9 protein-coding genes are annotated in these 18,991 nt (G+C 43.7%); all 9 read left to right on the top strand.

Going from position 1 to position 18,991, the window contains the following annotated elements; genetic code table 11:
- Window positions 1–2: 2 nt before the first annotated feature.
- The 9 genes from AC4PM4_RS11610 to AC4PM4_RS11650 all read left to right on the top strand — a co-directional run bounded on the left by AC4PM4_RS11610 (window position 3) and on the right by AC4PM4_RS11650 (window position 18,938).
- Window positions 3–1,724 (top strand): phospho-sugar mutase, encoded by a 1,722-nt coding sequence (locus AC4PM4_RS11610; protein WP_090808914.1) that lies wholly within the window; start codon window positions 3–5, stop codon window positions 1,722–1,724.
- Between the two features lie 239 nt (window positions 1,725–1,963).
- A complete protein-coding gene (locus AC4PM4_RS11615; protein WP_063567737.1) occupies window positions 1,964–3,985 on the top strand; it encodes a DUF5693 family protein in 2,022 nt (673 codons plus the stop codon).
- On the top strand, window positions 3,961–5,115 hold the full coding sequence (gene csaB / locus AC4PM4_RS11620; protein WP_491613645.1) for a polysaccharide pyruvyl transferase CsaB: 1,155 nt from the start codon (window positions 3,961–3,963) through the stop codon (window positions 5,113–5,115). Before AC4PM4_RS11615 ends, csaB begins: the two co-directional genes overlap by 25 nt.
- 6 nt (window positions 5,116–5,121) lie before the next feature.
- Complete coding sequence (locus tag AC4PM4_RS11625; protein ID WP_090808908.1) at window positions 5,122–5,880, top strand: WecB/TagA/CpsF family glycosyltransferase; 759 nt, start codon at window positions 5,122–5,124, stop codon at window positions 5,878–5,880.
- Between the two features lie 369 nt (window positions 5,881–6,249).
- Window positions 6,250–7,377, top strand: a complete 1,128-nt coding sequence (locus AC4PM4_RS11630) for a glycosyltransferase family 4 protein (protein ID WP_072733618.1) — start codon at window positions 6,250–6,252, stop codon at window positions 7,375–7,377.
- A gap of 162 nt (window positions 7,378–7,539) precedes the next feature.
- A complete protein-coding gene (locus AC4PM4_RS11635) occupies window positions 7,540–11,511 on the top strand; it encodes an S-layer homology domain-containing protein (RefSeq protein ID WP_491613646.1) in 3,972 nt (1,323 codons plus the stop codon).
- A gap of 207 nt (window positions 11,512–11,718) precedes the next feature.
- Entirely contained in the window at window positions 11,719–12,060 is a 342-nt protein-coding gene (locus AC4PM4_RS11640) for a hypothetical protein (RefSeq protein WP_053782862.1), read from the top strand.
- A gap of 517 nt (window positions 12,061–12,577) precedes the next feature.
- Window positions 12,578–16,162, top strand: a complete 3,585-nt coding sequence (locus AC4PM4_RS11645; protein WP_491613647.1) for an S-layer homology domain-containing protein — start codon at window positions 12,578–12,580, stop codon at window positions 16,160–16,162.
- A gap of 130 nt (window positions 16,163–16,292) precedes the next feature.
- A complete protein-coding gene (locus AC4PM4_RS11650) occupies window positions 16,293–18,938 on the top strand; it encodes a hypothetical protein (protein WP_491613648.1) in 2,646 nt (881 codons plus the stop codon).
- Window positions 18,939–18,991: the final 53 nt, after the last annotated feature.

Genomic DNA, 18,991 nt, shown 5'->3' on the forward strand with positions numbered 1-18,991 from the left:
GAATGGAACAGTTAAGCACAACAGCAGCACAAACATTGCAGCAGTGGTTGGAGGATGCTTCGATTGATGAAGCGACGAAACAGGAGCTTCGTGATTTGCAGGATCAGCCGAAAGAGCTGGAGGATCGTTTTTACAGAAATCTAGAGTTTGGTACAGGTGGATTGCGTGGTGTGATCGGAGCGGGAAGCAACCGGATGAACCGTTATACCGTGGGTCGTGCAACGCAAGGGTTTGCCCGTTATTTGCTGGAGCAGCATGGTGACAAAGAAGGTAAACCTTCTGTTGTGATCGCGCATGATTCCCGTCATTTCTCACCTGAGTTCACACTGGATGCTGCCTTGGTTCTGGCTGGAAATGGCATTGTGGCTAAGTTGTTTACATCCCTGCGTCCTACGCCTCAGCTTTCCTTCAGTGTACGTCATCTGCAAGCAACCGGCGGTATTGTGGTGACGGCGAGTCATAATCCTCCTGAATACAATGGCTACAAAGTGTACAACCATGAGGGTGGCCAACTGGTACCACACGAAGCAGAGAAAGTCATTCAATACATTCAGGAAGTTCCTTCCCTCGCGGATGTGAAAAAGCTGACGCAGGAAGAAGCCGAAGCTCAAGGGTTGCTCGTATGGCTTGGGGAAGAGGAGGATCAGGCATTTGTTGATACCGTTGCCAGCCTAAGTCTCAGTCGTGACCTGATTCAATCCGGCGTCGGCCGTGATTTCAAAATCGTCTTCACTCCACTGCACGGAACAGGTAATGTGCCTGTACGTCGTGTGTTGGAACAGATCGGTTTTGAGCAGGTTCACATTGTCGCAGAACAAGAACAGCCTGATGCTGAATTTTCCACAGTGAAATCCCCTAACCCTGAAGAGCGCGAAGCATTTACGCTTGCAATGAAGCTGGGTGAATCTGTGGGTGCGGACATTCTGATCGGTACAGATCCGGATGCAGACCGCATGGGTGCAGTAGTGAAAGATAAGGATGGCAAGTATTTCGTACTGTCGGGTAACCAATCCGGAGCGATCATGGTGCATTATGTGTTGAGTCGTTTGCAAGAGACAGGTAAGCTGCCGAAGAACAGTGCAGTTGTCAAAACGATTGTAACAAGCGAGATGGGAGCGGTCATTGCTGAGCATTACGGTGCAGAAGTGATGAACACCCTGACAGGCTTTAAATATATCGGTGAAAAAATGAACCAGTTCGAAGCAACCGGCAGTCATACGTTCTTGTTCGGTTATGAGGAGAGCTACGGTTACCTGGCAGGCAGCTACGCACGTGACAAGGATGCAGTCCTGGCTGCAATGCTAATTGCTGAAGCAGCTGCTTATTATAAAAACCAAGGCAAAACGCTCTATGATGTCCTGCAAGAGCTGTACAGCCAATTCGGATATTTCCTGGAGAAGCTGGAGTCCCGTACGCTGAAAGGCAAGGATGGCGTAGCTCAAATTCAGGCGAAAATGACCGACTGGCGTTCTAATCCGCCACAAGAAGTAGCCGGCATCGCTGTACAAGATGTGCTGGATTACTCCCTTGGCTTGGATGGCTTGCCTAAAGAGAACGTTCTAAAATTTATTTTGGCAGACGGATCATGGTTCTGCCTGCGTCCTTCGGGAACAGAACCGAAGATCAAAGTATACTTCGCCGTGCGCGGAGAGGACCTGGAAGACGCCGAAAGCCGTATTGAGCGTTTGGCTACTACGGTGATGACGCGTGTAGACGCACAATAAATACGAATGCAGTACTGAGCAAGAACATGAGAAAGCCTCTCCGCACCGTAAGGTTGGTTGGCGGAGGGGCTTTTCTTTTAGGTAAAAAGGGTAAATGTCTACGTCTATTTTGGATGAATTGCGGATAGATGCACGTTTGTTGACACAAGCTGTTTGTATCCGGTATTTATTCACTATTATGCAATGAAAATCATGAGCTGAACGTGCATTTGGTTCCAACACTTGAGGAGGTACATGTAGTGCGTCAAAAATGGCTTTATTGGAATACCGCTTCACGGAAGTGGCTGTGGATTGTTGTCATTATCGGTTTGATTGCTTCCATCCCTGTCATCAGTGATCGGGTGCAGACGGAATCTTCCGCCAAAAAGGTGGAGCTTGTCTTCAATTACCGGGGTCTATTGGATATCTCGGCTTATCAGGCCCATCCGCAAGACTTCATGAACGAACAACTGACTCGGTTGAAAGACGCCGGAGTGACAACCATGGCGGTGTTCGAAAGTACACTGGATGAGTTGAAGAAGTCCCGCCGTCTGATGGTATATAACGGGCAGGACCTTGCTAACATGACCAAAAATGTCATTCCTGCTAACGATAATTACACGTATGTGTTATTCACAAATGAGGAAAATGCACAAACGTATACCCCTATCATTGAACAAACGTTCGCCGATCGGGAGATTCCTGTGCTTCCATGGGAATATGAAGGTCGTAGCGGCTTAATATTGCAGACTCCACCGGAGAACGCCAACATGCAGCCTTTGCAGCCAGATCCGGTTGCCGTGAAGATGCTGCGTGATAAAGGATTTTACATTTTGCCACGGATCTCAGACAGTGTGCCTTATAATCAGGAATCCATGGAACGCCTGCTTACCTTCTTCGAAGAGAATGGGGTAAAGCGCATCTTGTTTGATGGTGATGCTGTGAAAGGGTACAATGATAATGCAGAGATGAAGAGTATCGATATGTTTGCCCAGTTGCTGAACAAGCACCATATTGGACTGGCGGCTATTGAGAATTTGAAGAAACCACAATCCGGTTTTGAGACTCTCTCCTATAAAATTGACTACAATGTAACTCGTCTGTACTCCTTAAGTGACGGGGATGCCAATCTGGATGTAGACACCATTGCTGACCGTTTTGTTTTGGCTACCAAAGACCGCAACATTCGTATGATCTATATGAATGCTTCGCCAAGTCGGAATACGGCCAAAGCCATGATCACCAATCCGATTGATAACCTGATCAACAGTTTGGGTGAGCCTGGTCATGCAATTGAACGTATGGGCAAACATGGCTTCGAATTGGGACAAGCTGAAGCATTCACGGTGAAAGATTCTTCTATTCAGCGTTATGCCAAGCTGGTTGCCCTGATTGGTGCAATCGCAATGATTACGCTTATGGTTTCATATTTTGTGCCACTGCTGACATTGCTGGTATTTGCGCTGGCTCTGGTGGGCAGTGCCGGGTTATTCTTGCTCAAACCGACGTTGCTGGAACAAGGAATTGCCTTGCTGGTCGCAATTAGCGCGCCGACCATCGCGATGGTGCTGGCGGTTCGTACAGTGAACTATCAGCAGCAGCGTCAGCCAGACGCGCCTGCGGGTCGTCGACTGGCACAAACGATATTCTTATATGTAAGAACGTCAATTCTGTCGTTCCTGGCGGTGCCTTTTGTCATCGCATTGCTGAACAGTATTACGTACAGTCTGGTGATCAACCAGTTCCGAGGCGTGAGTTTGTTACACTTTGCACCTATGGCGCTGGTAGCGATTTATATTGTGTTTTACCGTGGTTCGGGTACGTTCTCCATTAAACAAATTAAGGATATTCTTCGTACACCGATTAACGTATTGATGGTTGTATTGGCACTGGTTGCTGCTGTGGTTGGATACTATTATTTGAGCCGTACAGGCAACTCGGGTTCGGTTACACCGTTCGAGATGTTCCTGCGTACTACGCTGGAAGATACATTCGGCGTGCGGCCAAGATTCAAAGAATTTATGCTGGGACACCCGCTGTTTATCGTTGGCGTGTTCGCCGCTTTAAAATATCGTAAAGTCATCTTTGTGCTCATTATTGCAGCAATTGGACAATTGTCCATGGTGGATACGTTCGCGCATATCCATACGCCAGCTGTATTGTCACTCATTCGTGGAGTGATGGGATTGGGACTTGGCTTAATCTTCGGTATCGTTGCTGTGGGTGTGTGGCAAGTAGCGGAAGGATGTTGGAAAAAATGGTCACCACTTCTCAAAAGTTAGTCATCTCAGGATATTACGGATTCCACAACAGTGGAGACGAAGCGGTACTAAAGTCAATTTTGACTGCGCTGGAAGAGGAGAGTCACAGATCGAATGTCACGATTGAGCCGATTGTGCTCTCCGGTGACCCGGAGTCGACCACTTCAATGTACGGTGTACGTTCAGTACATCGGATGAAGTTGAAGGAGGTTCGCGAAGCGATCAAGGAAAGTGATGGTTTAATTAGTGGGGGAGGAAGTCTGCTGCAGGATGCAACTGGACTGAAATCCATCCCTTACTACCTGGGTGTCATCAAACTGGCCCAATGGTTGAAAAAACCAACATTTATCTATGCGCAGGGCATTGGACCTGTGAAACGCAAAATATTCAATCCGATGATTCGTTCGGTCTTCAAAGCCTGTAATTATGTATCTGTGCGTGATGAACAATCTGCTGAATATTTGCGCGGGCTCGGATTGCAGTGGAATCAGATTCATGTGGTTCCTGACCCGGTGATGGGTCTGCCGTTGCCTGAAGCCAAAGCGGAAGAAGTAAGTTCAATCGCGGTTAATGCTCAAGGAGCAAGCGTTCATACCAAACTCCCGGTGATCGGCGTATCCGTACGTTTCTGGGAGTCGGATCGTAAAGAGCTTACAGCCATTGCTGCTGGACTTAAGAAGCTTTGCTCCAAAAAGGCCGTTCACTTGCGCTTTATGCCGTTTCACTTACCGATTGATGAACAGGCTTCAAGGTTTGTCATGGAAATGCTCGGTGATTTGGGGAACAAAGGTAGCGAGGTCAGCATTACCAAGGATCTCACTGATCCCCAACTGATGCTTCAGGAAGTCAGCAATTGTGATGTCGTTATCGGCATGCGTCTGCACAGTCTGATCTATGCAGCTTCACAGTATGTTCCTCCTGTTGGTATCTCGTATGATCCGAAGATTGATCAGTTCATGCTGCGTCTGGATAGTGAAACCGTGGGCAGTACGGATGCGCTGGATGGGGATAAACTGGCGAAGACAGTGGCTAACCTGTTGGATCAGCGTTCACAGTGGCTGAAGGAACATGAAGAAGGCATTACCGAATTGAAGCAGGAAGCCAAAGTGCCTGCTCAGCAAATTATTAAATATTTAGGCCGCAAAGGGTGAAATAAGATGAATCAGACCGGACCAATACCTACCGTTTCAATCTATGGTATTCCTTTTTCCAAACTAACGATGAAAGAAACGGTGGACGTTCTTCGCGAAGCTGTGCTCACGAAGCAGCCGCACCAAGTCATCACAGCCAATCCCATCATGGTCATGGCCGCGCTGGAGAATCCAGCGATGATGAAGGTTATGCAATCTGCAGAAATGATTGTTCCCGATGGAACAGGTGTTGTATGGGCTGCCAATTATTGTGGGGAGCCTGTGGCAGAGCGGGTGCCTGGATTTGATCTTTTACATGAATTGCTGCGTGTTGGAGAAAACTATCGGTGGGGCGTGTATCTGCTCGGTTCCACACCTGAGGTGATTCAAGAAACGGCAGTTCGGTTACAAGAGCAATATCCGGCGATTCGAATTGTAGGTTATCGCGACGGTTATTTTGGTCCGGCTGAGGACGAGCAGGTTGTCGCTTCCATCCGTGAAGCCGCACCTGATCTGCTGTTTGTTGCACGTGGGGCAGACACGCAGGAACCGTGGATTCACAAGTACAAAGATGCGCTTCAAGTTCCCGTTACCATGGGGGTTGGAGGCAGCTTTGATGTGATTTCGGGCAAATCCAAACGTGCACCTAAAGTGTTCCAAAAGTTAAGACTGGAATGGTTTTATCGTCTGCTTCGCGAACCTAGTCGGGCTGGCCGAATGCTTGCGCTTCCGAAATTCGCTGTCAAAGTGATGCGGGACAAAGAAAACGTGACTAAAGTCCGTTAAAATTAGGCTATTACGAGTAAAATGAACGTTTTTGCTAAAAATTGAGGTTGGCATTTCGCCTGTGATCAGCGTATAATTCATTCCGGATTACATGTGTCGTGCTGCTTGAATTAAAACGTTACACTGAGCAACTACGATAGCAAGGCAACCTTCCGATCGCTGTTATCCCCAGATTTCTTTTATTACCCTTTATAAGGGTGAAATCCGGTGATAAAGGCGAACGCTTCGCTTCTTCAGGTTTTCCTTGCTCTCTTCGTTATCGTGTAACAAGTATTCAAAAATGACTAACAAATGATTTTTTATATATAAAAAGAGATCAGGGGATTTATAATTTCTTACAGGTATTATAATTGGGGGTCGAATGTTCAAATGGTAGCGATCTTTATCATTGGATTTATCGTGTCAATGGGACTGGCTCTTGCCCTGACACCACTTGTCAAAAAGTTCGCAGTCAGAATCGGAGCAATGGATACACCGAATGCACGTAAAGTGCACACTCGGATTATGCCACGTCTTGGTGGTCTAGGGATTTTCCTGGCCTTTATCATTACGGTTGCTGCCTTGCTTCCTTTTGTGTCAGCATGGTTTACGACAAGAGATATGAGCTTTGTCAGTGCTTTTCTGATTGGTGGATCGATCATCGTACTGATTGGTGCATTGGATGACCGTTTTGAACTGTCAGCCAAAGTGAAACTGCTCGGACAAATTGTTGCTGCTGCTGTAGTCGTATTCGGATTCAACATCCGTGTAGACTTCGTCAATATTCCTTTTCAAGATGCGTACTCCTCACTGGAAGCTTGGGTGTCCATTCCGCTGACGATTCTCTGGATCGTTGGTGTAACAAATGCGATTAACCTGATTGATGGTCTGGATGGTCTGGCTGCCGGTGTGTCCGGTATTGCCATTGGAACCATTGCTGTGATGTCCTTCCTGATGGGTAATATGATGATTGCCTTGATGTGTCTTGTACTGCTGGGTAGTATTGTTGGTTTCTTGTTCTTCAACTTCCACCCAGCCAAGATCTTCATGGGGGATACGGGATCTCTATTCCTTGGTTTCTCTCTGGCGATGCTGTCCATGCTTGGTTTCAAACAAATTGCTGTCGTGTCCTTCATTACACCGCTGATCATTATCGGTGTGCCGCTCTCGGATACCTTCTTCGCGATCATTCGTCGTGCGGTACAACGGAAACCGATTTTCTCACCGGATAAAGGTCACTTGCATCACTGCTTGCGTGAACTTGGATTCAGTCACCGTCAGACAGTGCTGATCATCTACGGTATTGCCGCATTCTTCGGTGTACTGGCGATTATCCAATCTTCCGCTGCGATGTTCGAAGCCAACTGGGTAACGTTCGTCGTGATCTGTATTATGATGTTCTTCCTCCAGGTTGGAGCAGAAGTCATCGGACTTGTAAGTAAAACCAGAAGGCCGGTCATTAACTTCCTGATGCGCATGCGCGTCAAGTTGAACCCGGAGACCCGTTCAAAATCCTAAATAGAAACGCTCGTTTACTGATCTTATTGAATATTCTTTCAGACCCAAACCTTGCCCCTCGTGGACAAGGTTTTTTGTTTATTTTGCTGTTTTTACTAAATAATTGGAACCTTTCCGCCGATATATAACGGTAACTGACTTAAAAAGAGGAGAGATGATTGCATGCAGCGTACGAAGAAGCCGATGATTTGGCTGATGATGGTGGCACTGGTTGTATCTCTAATACCAGCAGGCCTTGCACCAGTCGCGTCGGCGGCAGGACAGACGAGTTATTTTACTCCGGATAATGCCAAACTTAAGAGCACGGTAGGATTGTTGTTGGAAGGGGAAGATACGAATACCAACAAACTGACTCGTGAGAATGCATACAGAGTGACGAACAGTGAGGAACCCATTTCTGGTACATTTGTGAATGTATCGGGTTCAACCCTTGCAGTTAACGTACAACAACTTAATTTGGATGGCGGGAAATGGGTTGAGAGTACAACTCGTGTAGCTCCCGGCTTTATCACGGCCGATCCGGAAAGTCCAGATAATCGTTTCAATGCTACATTGACTCTATTTCCTGGTATGAATAAAGTTACGTTCACTGGATCTCAGGGACCCAGCGAGCGTTCGGAAACATTTTATATCTTATTCGACCAAGTACCCTATTTGCAGGATGTGCAAATCATGGGTGGTTCATCTAATTTGAACTTGAATGACGGATCGAAAGTCGTAGTGAATGCAAAAGCGGTTACAATTCAAGGTCAAGCGATGAACGCTTCCAAAGTGACGGTATCCATCAACAACGGTGATGCTTTGCCTACATCCCTTCTGGAAGATAAGTCATTCTTTACGCCACAGATGCAACTGAATCCAGGTGAAAATAAGATTAAATTGGTTGCTCAGAATGGACAAGATACACTTACTTTCAACTACTCACTTCTATATTATGATTCGGAAAACCCGGTTGTGGAACTGGATTTGATCGGTGCGGATTCTACGCAAACTTTGTTGGGAACACGTCCTTCTTACACAGGGGATAAGGATAAAGCAAAGGTCAAAGTGAAAGTACTAATCCCTGAAGAGGACGGCAAGTCTTTTCTTCAATCTGCTAAAGTAACGGTCAGACCTATTCTCGCTGAGGGAACGCCACCACCAGCGGTGACAGTTCCAATGCCTACTCAACCTGAGAATGAAACTTATATTCCAAGTACAGCTACCAATACACCTTCCTATTACTTGGCTGAGTTTGAGATTGATCCATTGAAACTAGCAGAGGTCTCAGGCGAAACTATAGAGGCGCAAGAGCACACACTTACAATTCAATACGGCACCAAAACGATCAATAAAACGTTCAGATTCTTGTATCAGCCTGGACAAGTTGCAATCACTGGCTTGCAATATCTTAAGGGGTACAGTGAAGGTGGTACAATTCCGGCAGGACAGGCGCTTAACGGTGCAACGATAGATCAAGATGAGTTTTACATTGCAGTGGAGACAAGTACTGCAGTAACTAATCAAGCAGCAAACGGTGCAAACAAAATTATTGCCCGGTATCTTCCATTAGGTACCAGTTCTATTGATATCAAGTATGTAATGGACGTACCTGTGCCAACGGGTTCCAAACAAAATCCAAAGTATGTTTACAAAATCTCCGGCTTTAAAAATGGTACTCAAACGGTCAGATTTAATTACAGCATTGCTGGTGTAGAGTCAAAATCATATAGGGATGCGACCATTTCATTTGCATCGAAAAATTATATCTATATTGAAAATGTAAATGATGGAGAGACATATGACGTTAATTCAAAGGAACCAAAACCCTTTGAAGTATCAGGACAACTAGTTGGTTTTGGAGATATGTTGAAGAGTGACTTTTTCGTGTTTGATGTATTCGCTAACGGAACTAAATACTACTATTATGCCGACTCAAAATCATCTGATACTGGTTTCAAGTTTGATAACGTGACTGGTAAATTCAGCTTCAGTCTGAACGTCAATGGAGAAAAAGGCCCATTGTTCTTCGGGGAGAATCGGCTTGTCTTTACTGCTACAGGAAAAGATGGAGAGAACCAAACTAGCGAGATCAAAAAGGAAGTTCGCTTCTACATTAATGATAATAACGTATCGACAGTGAAGAACTTCCAACCTGCGCTGGTTAGAGGTAGACAAGATCTCCCGACAACCTACAATTCAGATGATGCAATTATCAAAAATTTGTTTAATCTGGCAGCGGAATTTACACTCAAAGACAATGTGTATACAACAAGTCAAAAAACCTTTGATATCGCTATTCGCGGAGCCGGAGCAGAACGCATCAATTTGAATATGGGGACCAAAACCATCTTCACGTTGAAGGTTCCACAAAATCAGGATAATCAAGCTGCAGTGACTTGGGATACACCCGAATTCTCAACGGAATTCACGAAGAATCCGCCATATGTAGTAGATCGAATTGGCTCTCAGGATGAGTTCGTCGTACGTCTTCGGGATCTCCCGTTGGATACACCTGGAACGTACATCTACACACTAGAGTTAATTAACAAAACAGGTGCCAAAACTTCTCAAAAATTGGAGATTGTAAGAGAGTCAACAGGCTATCGCCTTTTGTCTCCACAACCGACTTCAGGCAATAAAATTGTAGTTAATAAAAACTTCGTTCACATTGATATCGAGGCAGAAGGCGCAACCCGGGTCCTCATAGGGAAAGAACCAGCTGTCCGTCGTACAGACGTGGGTGAAGATCGCTTTATGTTCGATTTCGTAGGACTGAAACAAGATAAGTCCACAGCAATCAAAATCACTGTAGAACGGCCAGGATCAAATCTCACGGATACCATCAATGTGTTCTACACGGGGACCGTAGGAGTTGACGCACAGTACATGGCTCCGAAAGTGGCCACAAAGTATACAGTTTTCAATAAGCAACTGCAATTGAATTTTCCAAAAGGCACAGTGATGCAAAGCACCGATACGAAAGGTATCGCAAGGTATTATCCAGATACCAAACTGCTATTTGGTATTGCTGATCCTGTTCGGGGTGTAGTTGAACGCCGAAATGATTATGGTAATGTGATTGGATTCATCAATACGGGGGAAGAGAGTGGACTTCCAACGTGGCAGATTCAGGATGAATACTACACACGATTTGGTTCCACAGCAGCTTCAACAAACTTCAGCCCGATCTCTGAAGTCTATTGGATCAGCGGAGGTATGGGAGAAACTGGCGACAGAGGAACACAAGATTACAAAATGCCAACCAATGGACTACCACCTTATAGCAGTGAAGCATTATTCGGTGATCCTAACATTCCGTCAGAACGTAAAATTACACCTTCACAACGGGGCACATTAACACTTTCGTATGATTCAAGCGTAGTAGATGATGCGGGTTCAACCATCACTGTATTCCGTTATAACTCCAAGCGGGAGTGGAAGAATATTGGCGGTGAAGTAGATACGAAGGCTCACACGATTACTGTGCCGTTTGATGAATTTGGTTATTACAAAGTTATGAAGCTGAAACGTAGCTATAATGACATCATCAATCATAACTGGGCAAGAAACATTCTGAATGGACTGTATTCAAAAGGATTCATGAATAATCTTCGATTCGAACAGTTCGGTACAGATGATCGCACTACGCGTGGAGAATTCGCCACATTGTTGGTCAAGGGTCTTAATCTACCAATCAATTCAGACAGTAACAATACGTTTACGGATCTGAGACCTGGAACAAGCTCCACGACATGGGATTATGACAGCATAGAAACTGCAGCAAGAGCAGGTATCCTGACAGGTCTTACGAATGGTGTTGTAGGGGCGGATCGACCACTGACACGTGAGCAAGCTGCTGTAATGATTGCTCGTGCACTGCAACTGAAGCTCGCAACAAATGATGCCAAACTTGAGGCGGCGGTAGCCAAAGCGTTTGTCGATTCAGGAAGTGCAGAGAAATATGCTCTACCAGCAATTCAGGCTGTCTCCAAAGCTAAGATCATGGAAGGATCTGATGTTACGGTTGCGGGACAGGCAAAACCTCAGAAGGCATTTAACCCGAAAGGAAACCTGACTCGTGCAGAAGCAGGTAAGATCGCGGTTGAATTGCTCAAGAAGAGTACCAAAGTATTCCCTAAAAACTTGAGTTAATTTATGTGATAGCATGGATGCATTTTAGGAAGGACCTGTCCCTTGCGCTAAAGGGGCAGGTCCTTTTTATGAGTGTTATGTAACTGATAAAGAACACTTTTATAATAGAAGAAATAAGTTTTTTACCAATAACTATTTTTGTAATTTGCTAGAGTTTAAGATACAATAACGGTAAATACACAATGATCTAGAGGGTGAAGTTAGCTAATGAAACCGATTTATTCGAAGGCCCAACTGGGCTACATGAAGGCAAAGACACAGTTCGAGAAGCAGGCAGTCATTCTGGAGAAAAAGTTGGAAGATACACGTAAGACGGAGGAGATCTCTCAGGAAGTGATGGAAGGGCTTGTACAGACTACTGGCTTCCATGATGCGTATAACAATTTGGTTCTGGCTGAGAATGAACTGATTGAATGGTCTCACACGACGATGAAGCATGAGAAAACGTACCGTGAGAACAGACAACCAATCGATGATATGTATCTAAGATTGAACAGTGATCCGCAGATGCGTGCTCAAATTATCGATCTTGCGATGAAAATTCGCTAACCTATATAACCAGAATAGTACGAAAAGCATCCCATTCAGGGATGCTTTTTATTTTGTTCTTTGTGGATTTTGTCGCTTCATAGTATGAAACTCTGGGTATAAATAAACGTTGGCAACATAGAAGAAGCACCTTTTATATTGGAAAGAACAGAGTCGCATCAATGCTTTATATGGGTTTTGAATGGCTATCTTACCCGCACTATACCTATACATAAATAAATTCAAAACTTTTTTTGTGGAATCCGCAACTTTTTGAAATCTGCTGCGTTTAAGATGTAGAGTCAAAAACATTGGGCCTGTTACCAAGAATGACCTCGTGAAGAATCTTGTCTATTTTTTAGAAAAAATTGCTTTACGACTCGGAAGACCCATTGTATAATACGTAGGTAGGATTAGGAAACTACTCTATTTTCGTATGAATCTGCTTTACAACCTAGTTTACAAGTTTCTGTGATATGCTCACAGACATCATTTATATTAACTTGCTCACAACTCTGGAAAGGGGGTGCAACAATATATGAGGAATACGAGCGACCCTATTAAAGAAAATTCAAATGTTATGAACACCCAAGGAGGAGAAAAAAAGGTTATGAAGAAAATTTTATCCGTAGCATTGTCTACAGCAATGGCATTCTCGATGTTTGCATCTGTAGCATTCGGTGACACAGCAGTTTCACCACAACAACAGTTTGATGCATTGAAAGCAAAAGGTATCTTCACTGGTTACCCAGATGGTACTGCAGGTTTGGATAAAGACATGACTCGCGCTGAGTTCGCTAAAGTCATCACTAAATTGCTCGGTCTGAAAGAGATCACTGGAACTCTTTCTTACACTGACAAAAACTACACAGCTAAAAACTGGGCTGTACCTTACATCGAAGCAGTAACTGCTGCGGGTATCATGGAAGGTAAAAACGTTGAGAAGAAAATCTTCGACTTCAACGGTAAAGTAACTGTTTCCGAGATGGCTACCATCTTGACTCGTGCACTTGACCTGGAAATTCCAGCTGAAACTAACAACAGTGCAGCTGATTGGGCTAAAGGTTACGTTCAAGCAGCAATCAACGCTGGTTTGATCGATTCTAAAGCTAACTTCGGTGCTAACGCTTCCCGTGAATTGCTTGTAGGCGCTGCTTACGCAATTGACCAAGCGCAAAGCTTGAAAGTTACTAAATACGAAGTAAGTGAAGGCGGTAAAGTCGTTACTTTCACAATCAGTGACGGCGAAACTGTAAAAGTTACTTTGGAAAAAGCTCTTGAAGCTAACAAAGAAACTGAAGTGAAATTTACTTACAAAGAAAAATCTTTCACTGAAAAAGTTACTTATGTTGTAGAAGCTGCAACTAAAGTACAATCCGCTTCTTCTGTTAACTTGAAAGAAGTTGACGTTGCTTTTGACGGTAAAGTAGACAAAGCTACTGCAACTGACAAAGCTAACTACACTGTAGATTCCAACGCAAAAGGAATCAAATCCATCACTTTGTTGGCTGACGGTAAAACAGCTCGCCTGTTGTTGAACGAATCCAGCAAATTCACGCAAGGAACTACTTACAAAGTAGCTGTTAAAAACGTGAAATCTTCTACAGGTACTGTATTGCCACAAGGAGAAGTTTCCTTTACATCTGCTGACAATGTACTGCCTACAGTAACAGAAGTTAAAGCTCTGGGAACTAAAGTTATCAAAGTAACTTTCTCCGAGCCAGTTGTAGCTCCATCAAGCAGCAACTTCCAATTGGATGACAAAGCTTTTGTTGGATCTGTAACTCCAGGTGCTAACCAACGTGAAGTAATCCTGCGTGATTACACAGGAACAATCTCCGAAGGTGCTCATAAACTGACAACTTCCATGATTGAAGACTTCGCTGGTCTGAAATCTTTGGCAGCAACTACTGATTTCACTGTAGCAGCTGACACTGAAGGTCCTAAAGTGACTGAAATTTCCGCTACTTTGGAAAAAGTAACTGTTACTTTTGATGAAGAAATCGATCCAGCTTCTGTAACTAACGACAGCTTCTACTGGAAGAATGGCGATAGCAAAAAGACTGGTACAGTAACTCAAATTGCTTCCAATGTATATGAAGTTCAATTTACTCAAGCTAACCGTCTGCCAGGATATGAGTCCACTTTGTTCGTAGAAGTGAAAGACTATTCCGGTAACGCTAACGCTGTGAAAGAACACAAAATCAACGCTACAGTTGACTTGGTTCGTCCACAAGTAGTTGAAACAACATTTGGGAACCGTACTAATGAATTGACAGTACGTTTTGACAAAGCTGTAGATGCTGCAGATAAAAAATACTTCACTGTTAAAAAAGGTAACGATGTTATCCCAGTAAGCAGTGTATCAGCATTGGATAATTCCAATAAAGTATTCCAAGTTAAGTTCTTCGGCACACTTGCAACTGGAACTTACAATTTGAAAGTTGCAGATGTTCAAGACATGACAGCTTTGAGAAACACTTTGGTAGAGTACAATGGTACATTTGTAGCTAATGATACTGCTAACCCAGAAATCACTTCTACAGACTACAATGAAGCAGCTCGCAAAGTAACATTGAACTTTGGAAGAGAAATGGATCTTTCCACTCTTAACCTGAAATCTAATTACTATATTAGCTTTGCTAAAGCTGGAAACAACGTTCAAAACATTGCTGTACCAAATGAAACAGCTGTCAATGTAGTGAACGGTGGTAAATCCGTAGTTCTCACGTTGCCTGAGACTATTGATGGAACAAGAGTTACTTTCGGACCAACTGGTTCTGTATCCAGTGTATGGGCTACTGGTTTGAAATCTAAAACAGGTCAAGCGGTTGCTATTTCAGCAAAAGGATTGAACAATGCAACTGATAACCAATTGAAATGGACTAACTCTGTACAAAAAGACGCTAGAACATTTGAATTGACGTTCAATAATGTTGTTGCTAATGCAAGTGCAGGTGACTTCCAAATCAATGGTGTATATCCTACATCTGTTTCAATCGACGAGAAGACAGTAACATTGAAAACTGATAGAGATTTCACTGGAGCTAACATTGTTATCTTCGCTAACAACTCTATCGAAACTTATTCCAACGGTAAACTGAACTTGTCTGGTAATATCTCTATGCCTGTGAACACTGCTGTTGCTCCTAGAGTAGTTAGTGTAACTGGTTCTGCAACTGGAAGTGGTGCTGTACGTCAAGCGGACCAAGAAATTAAAGTAACATTTACTTCTGATGTTACAACTGCACTTACAGGTACTGATGTTAACCAACTTGGTAATGACTTTATTGTAAGAGATCTTTCTTTGACTAATCCTTCTACTAAATCTCTTGCAAACATTACTGATTATAAAGTGACTTTGGACCCTACTAATCCTAGAGTTGCAACTATTACAATTCTTAATGCTAATGCTAAGGAAAATCCAGTGTCTGTAGAAGTTAGCAGCAATGCTAAATACTTGACTGCTGTAGGTGGAACTAACCCTCCTGTAGTTGCTAAGTCTGATGAATACACAGTGGCTCCTCCTTCTAGCAGCGTTAACAACCCAGTAGTTGCTTCTACTGCAGTTAAAGCTCCTAAAGATGCTGTTGCTGCTACTGCTGATAAAGCTGGAATTAAATTGACTGCTATTAATAAAGGGGTTGCTGGTAACTCAATTCCAGCTGTAACTTTGCAAGCTGCTGCTCCTACTGTTACTGATAATACAGTAACAATCACGCCTCCAAATGGAACAGTCGCTAATTATGTAATTGAATATGGTGCAGCAGCTGATGCTGATGCTGTCATTGCCCAAATCAACAAAGAAGCTCTTCCATTTAACGCTTCAAAAGGGACAACAGCTACATTTTCTCCTGCTACTTTCACCATCGCTAATGGTACAGATAAAGTACCTGGCGAATTGAAAATTACATTGGATAAAGTAGTAACACTTGTTGGTAACCAAGTTAAGATCGGAAACGATAATTTAACTGCAGCTACTAGCACTGTCAATGGTGTTACTGTAATTACTGTTGAGATTGGTGATAAAGCTGTTGCCGGTCAACAATTGTCTCTGACTGCTTCTTATGGCGGTAAAGATGTTGTAATTTCCGGTGTTACTATCAGCAACAACACTTACTAATTTTATATTAGAAAAGACTCAGAGAACTTAGTTCTCTGGGTCTTTTACTTTTTACAACAACATCGTAACTTTCTCTCCCTCTCAAACGTTTATACTATAAAGCAACAAGCAACTTATGGGAGGTTTGGAAGTGGATCATAAAAAGGTCATGATGACTTTAATGGCAAGTATGTTGTTGATCAGTTCAAGTGGAGGTATCGCAGCTGCTGCGAATACGTCGACGAGTTCAAATAAAATATCGAAAAACAATGCAACTACCAATACAACGAAGAAAGAACAAACATCCACAGTTACAAAAGTAGTACATACATTGGCCAACGTTCCAGCAGTTAAAGTCACTGCGCGGAGTACCGTGAAATTAACGGATGTGAATCTCTTGTCTCAAGAAGACGGGAATACAGTGACGTATACGCTGACGTATAAAAACAACGACAGCACACCAATGATGATGCTCGATTATTGGAGCAAAGTGAAGACCAAAGGAGGGACAAGCTTTTCTCCGAAACTGATTGCCAAGGATCAGGAGAAAAAGACAGTATCACCTGGTTCTACGGTTGATCTTACTTATGTCATGAAGGTCGGACGTGAAGTGAAGCTAAGCGACCTGAACTTCCTCATCGTAAAATGGGATTTCAGTAAACCTAACTATGAAAGCACATTGGGGAAATTCAACGTTCCTGCTTCCTATAGCATTACAACGCCCGTAGGCAAGACAAAAACGGTTCGTTTGAGTGATTCAGCGGTCAAAGTTAAGGTGTCCGGAATCAAAGTATATCCGGGGGAAGATAAGAAGCAATACGTCAAAGTTGGTGTGAACCTCAATAACATTAGTTATAAGTTGTTGGATAATCCCAATATTAAGTGGATTTTGCGTACACCGAATGGCTCGAACTATCCATTAACCCCGGACAAAGACAGTTCAGGCATCAGCATTCAGGCACAGGCCAATAAAACATTGAGCTTAATGGCCTCTTTACCCACAGCGTTGAAAGTCGAAAAATCCGAATTGCTGCTTGTGGAAGAACAAGGTGAAGAGAAGACAGCCCTGCCTGTGGCGGCATTACAACTGCCAGAAGCTAGTCAATCTAATGTAGATACAGCAGCCAATCAACCCAATATCATTTCGATTGATGGACAACCTGTATCCACTCTTCTGGAATCTGCACGTGTTCGTGGAGAAAATGAAGAATACGATCTAACGATGCAAATGGTCATTAAGAACCAAGGTAAGAAAGAAGTTAAAGTTCCTAAATACGGATTAGAGATCCGGACAGAGGATGGTACTTCCTACCCGATTGAGACTAAGGCACTGGATGATCTGAAGTTGAAACCAGGTGCAACTAAGACGATTAAGCTGATCACTACCATTCAAGGTGATGGGGATACCAGCAAAATTAAACTGTATGCCATGACTCCGATAACGAAAGAAGAAAGTAAGGAAGGAAACACGAATGCTAGCAGCTTTGAGTTCTCCTATCCTGTAGGTATCTATGCTATTCCGGATTCTGTAACTAGTGGAGATGGACTTACTACTGAAACGGTGATCAAGAACAGCAAAGGCACATTCGGAGTGTCTGTCGGCTCTCTCCAACGCCTGCCATGGACAGACAGTGATATTATTGCCGCTAAGGTGACCATTCGTAACGCATCGGCCAAAACGGTTCAATTACCTGAACTGGAAGCTATGTTCACTATTGATTCAGCACGTATCGATGGAGATACGAAGCTGATTCGGGCGCAAGGTGGTAAGTTGCTCGGCCCAGGTATGACAACAGAAGCTTATCTCTTGACCAAAATTCCATCGGAATTGAATATGAGCCGTCTGGAAGTGACTTTACTAGAGAAGGTAAGCGAAGAAGAAACGAATGATTGGATTACCCTCAGTACGTCAGGCTTAATTCAACCACTTTCTTATGTAGGTGCAGGGAAGACCTTTACTCAAGGTACTACCGAAAAAGAAACCGAGCTGGGTGTACGCAGAACCTATGTATATCCGGGATCTTCTTCCGATATTGTCTATACTGAATTCGAAATGACGAACAAATCATTGCGTCAGAGCGGTCTTGCAAAATTAGTAGGATATTATAAAACAGCCGATGGCCAGTATTACAAGGCAACGGCTAAACAGGCTGATCGTGTACCAGGACCGGGTCAGAAGAGTGTCGTGACCTTCTGGGCCAAAGTACCGAAGAGTGTAACGTCAACATCCGATATGCGACTGATCGTGGGTGAAGGTGTGGCTGACAACAAATTTGTATCTGGTGAAGGAGAGGCTACGGCTTATGTCAATGCGATGGCATTTGAAGTACAGCCAAAATCACTACAAGTGCTGCCTTCCCTAAACGATATAGATTTGTATCCATACAAATTCTCTGGCAGCAATATCAGAGCGTATCTCACAGGTGGTACATCGGTACAGATTGAGATGATCTATTCGTTAACCCAGGAAGAAGCAGTAGATAGCGGGGAATACGGACATAAATTGATTCTTTCTCTCACAGATGGATCTGGTAAAGTGTTTGATAAAGAACTCACGCCGGGCACTGATCTGAAAACAGGTATTAATCAGACACTCAACTGGAGCATAGATGACTCTGTCTTCAATAAAATACGCGGGGGTTCATATCGCGTAGTTTTGTATGATGTGTTTGAGGGCCAACGGATTCGTCTTGCAGAACAAGGGTACAGTTACGATGTGTCCAAACTGCCAAAAGAAGAACCGGAGTTACCAGAGTTTCCGGAAGAGGGTTCCGGGAACAACAACAATACAAAATAATAAGTAGATAGATTATCTATACTACTATACTCAGAATGCAGACTTAACCTCGT

This window comes from Paenibacillus sp. MDV22-iso6 (assembly GCF_058408365.1).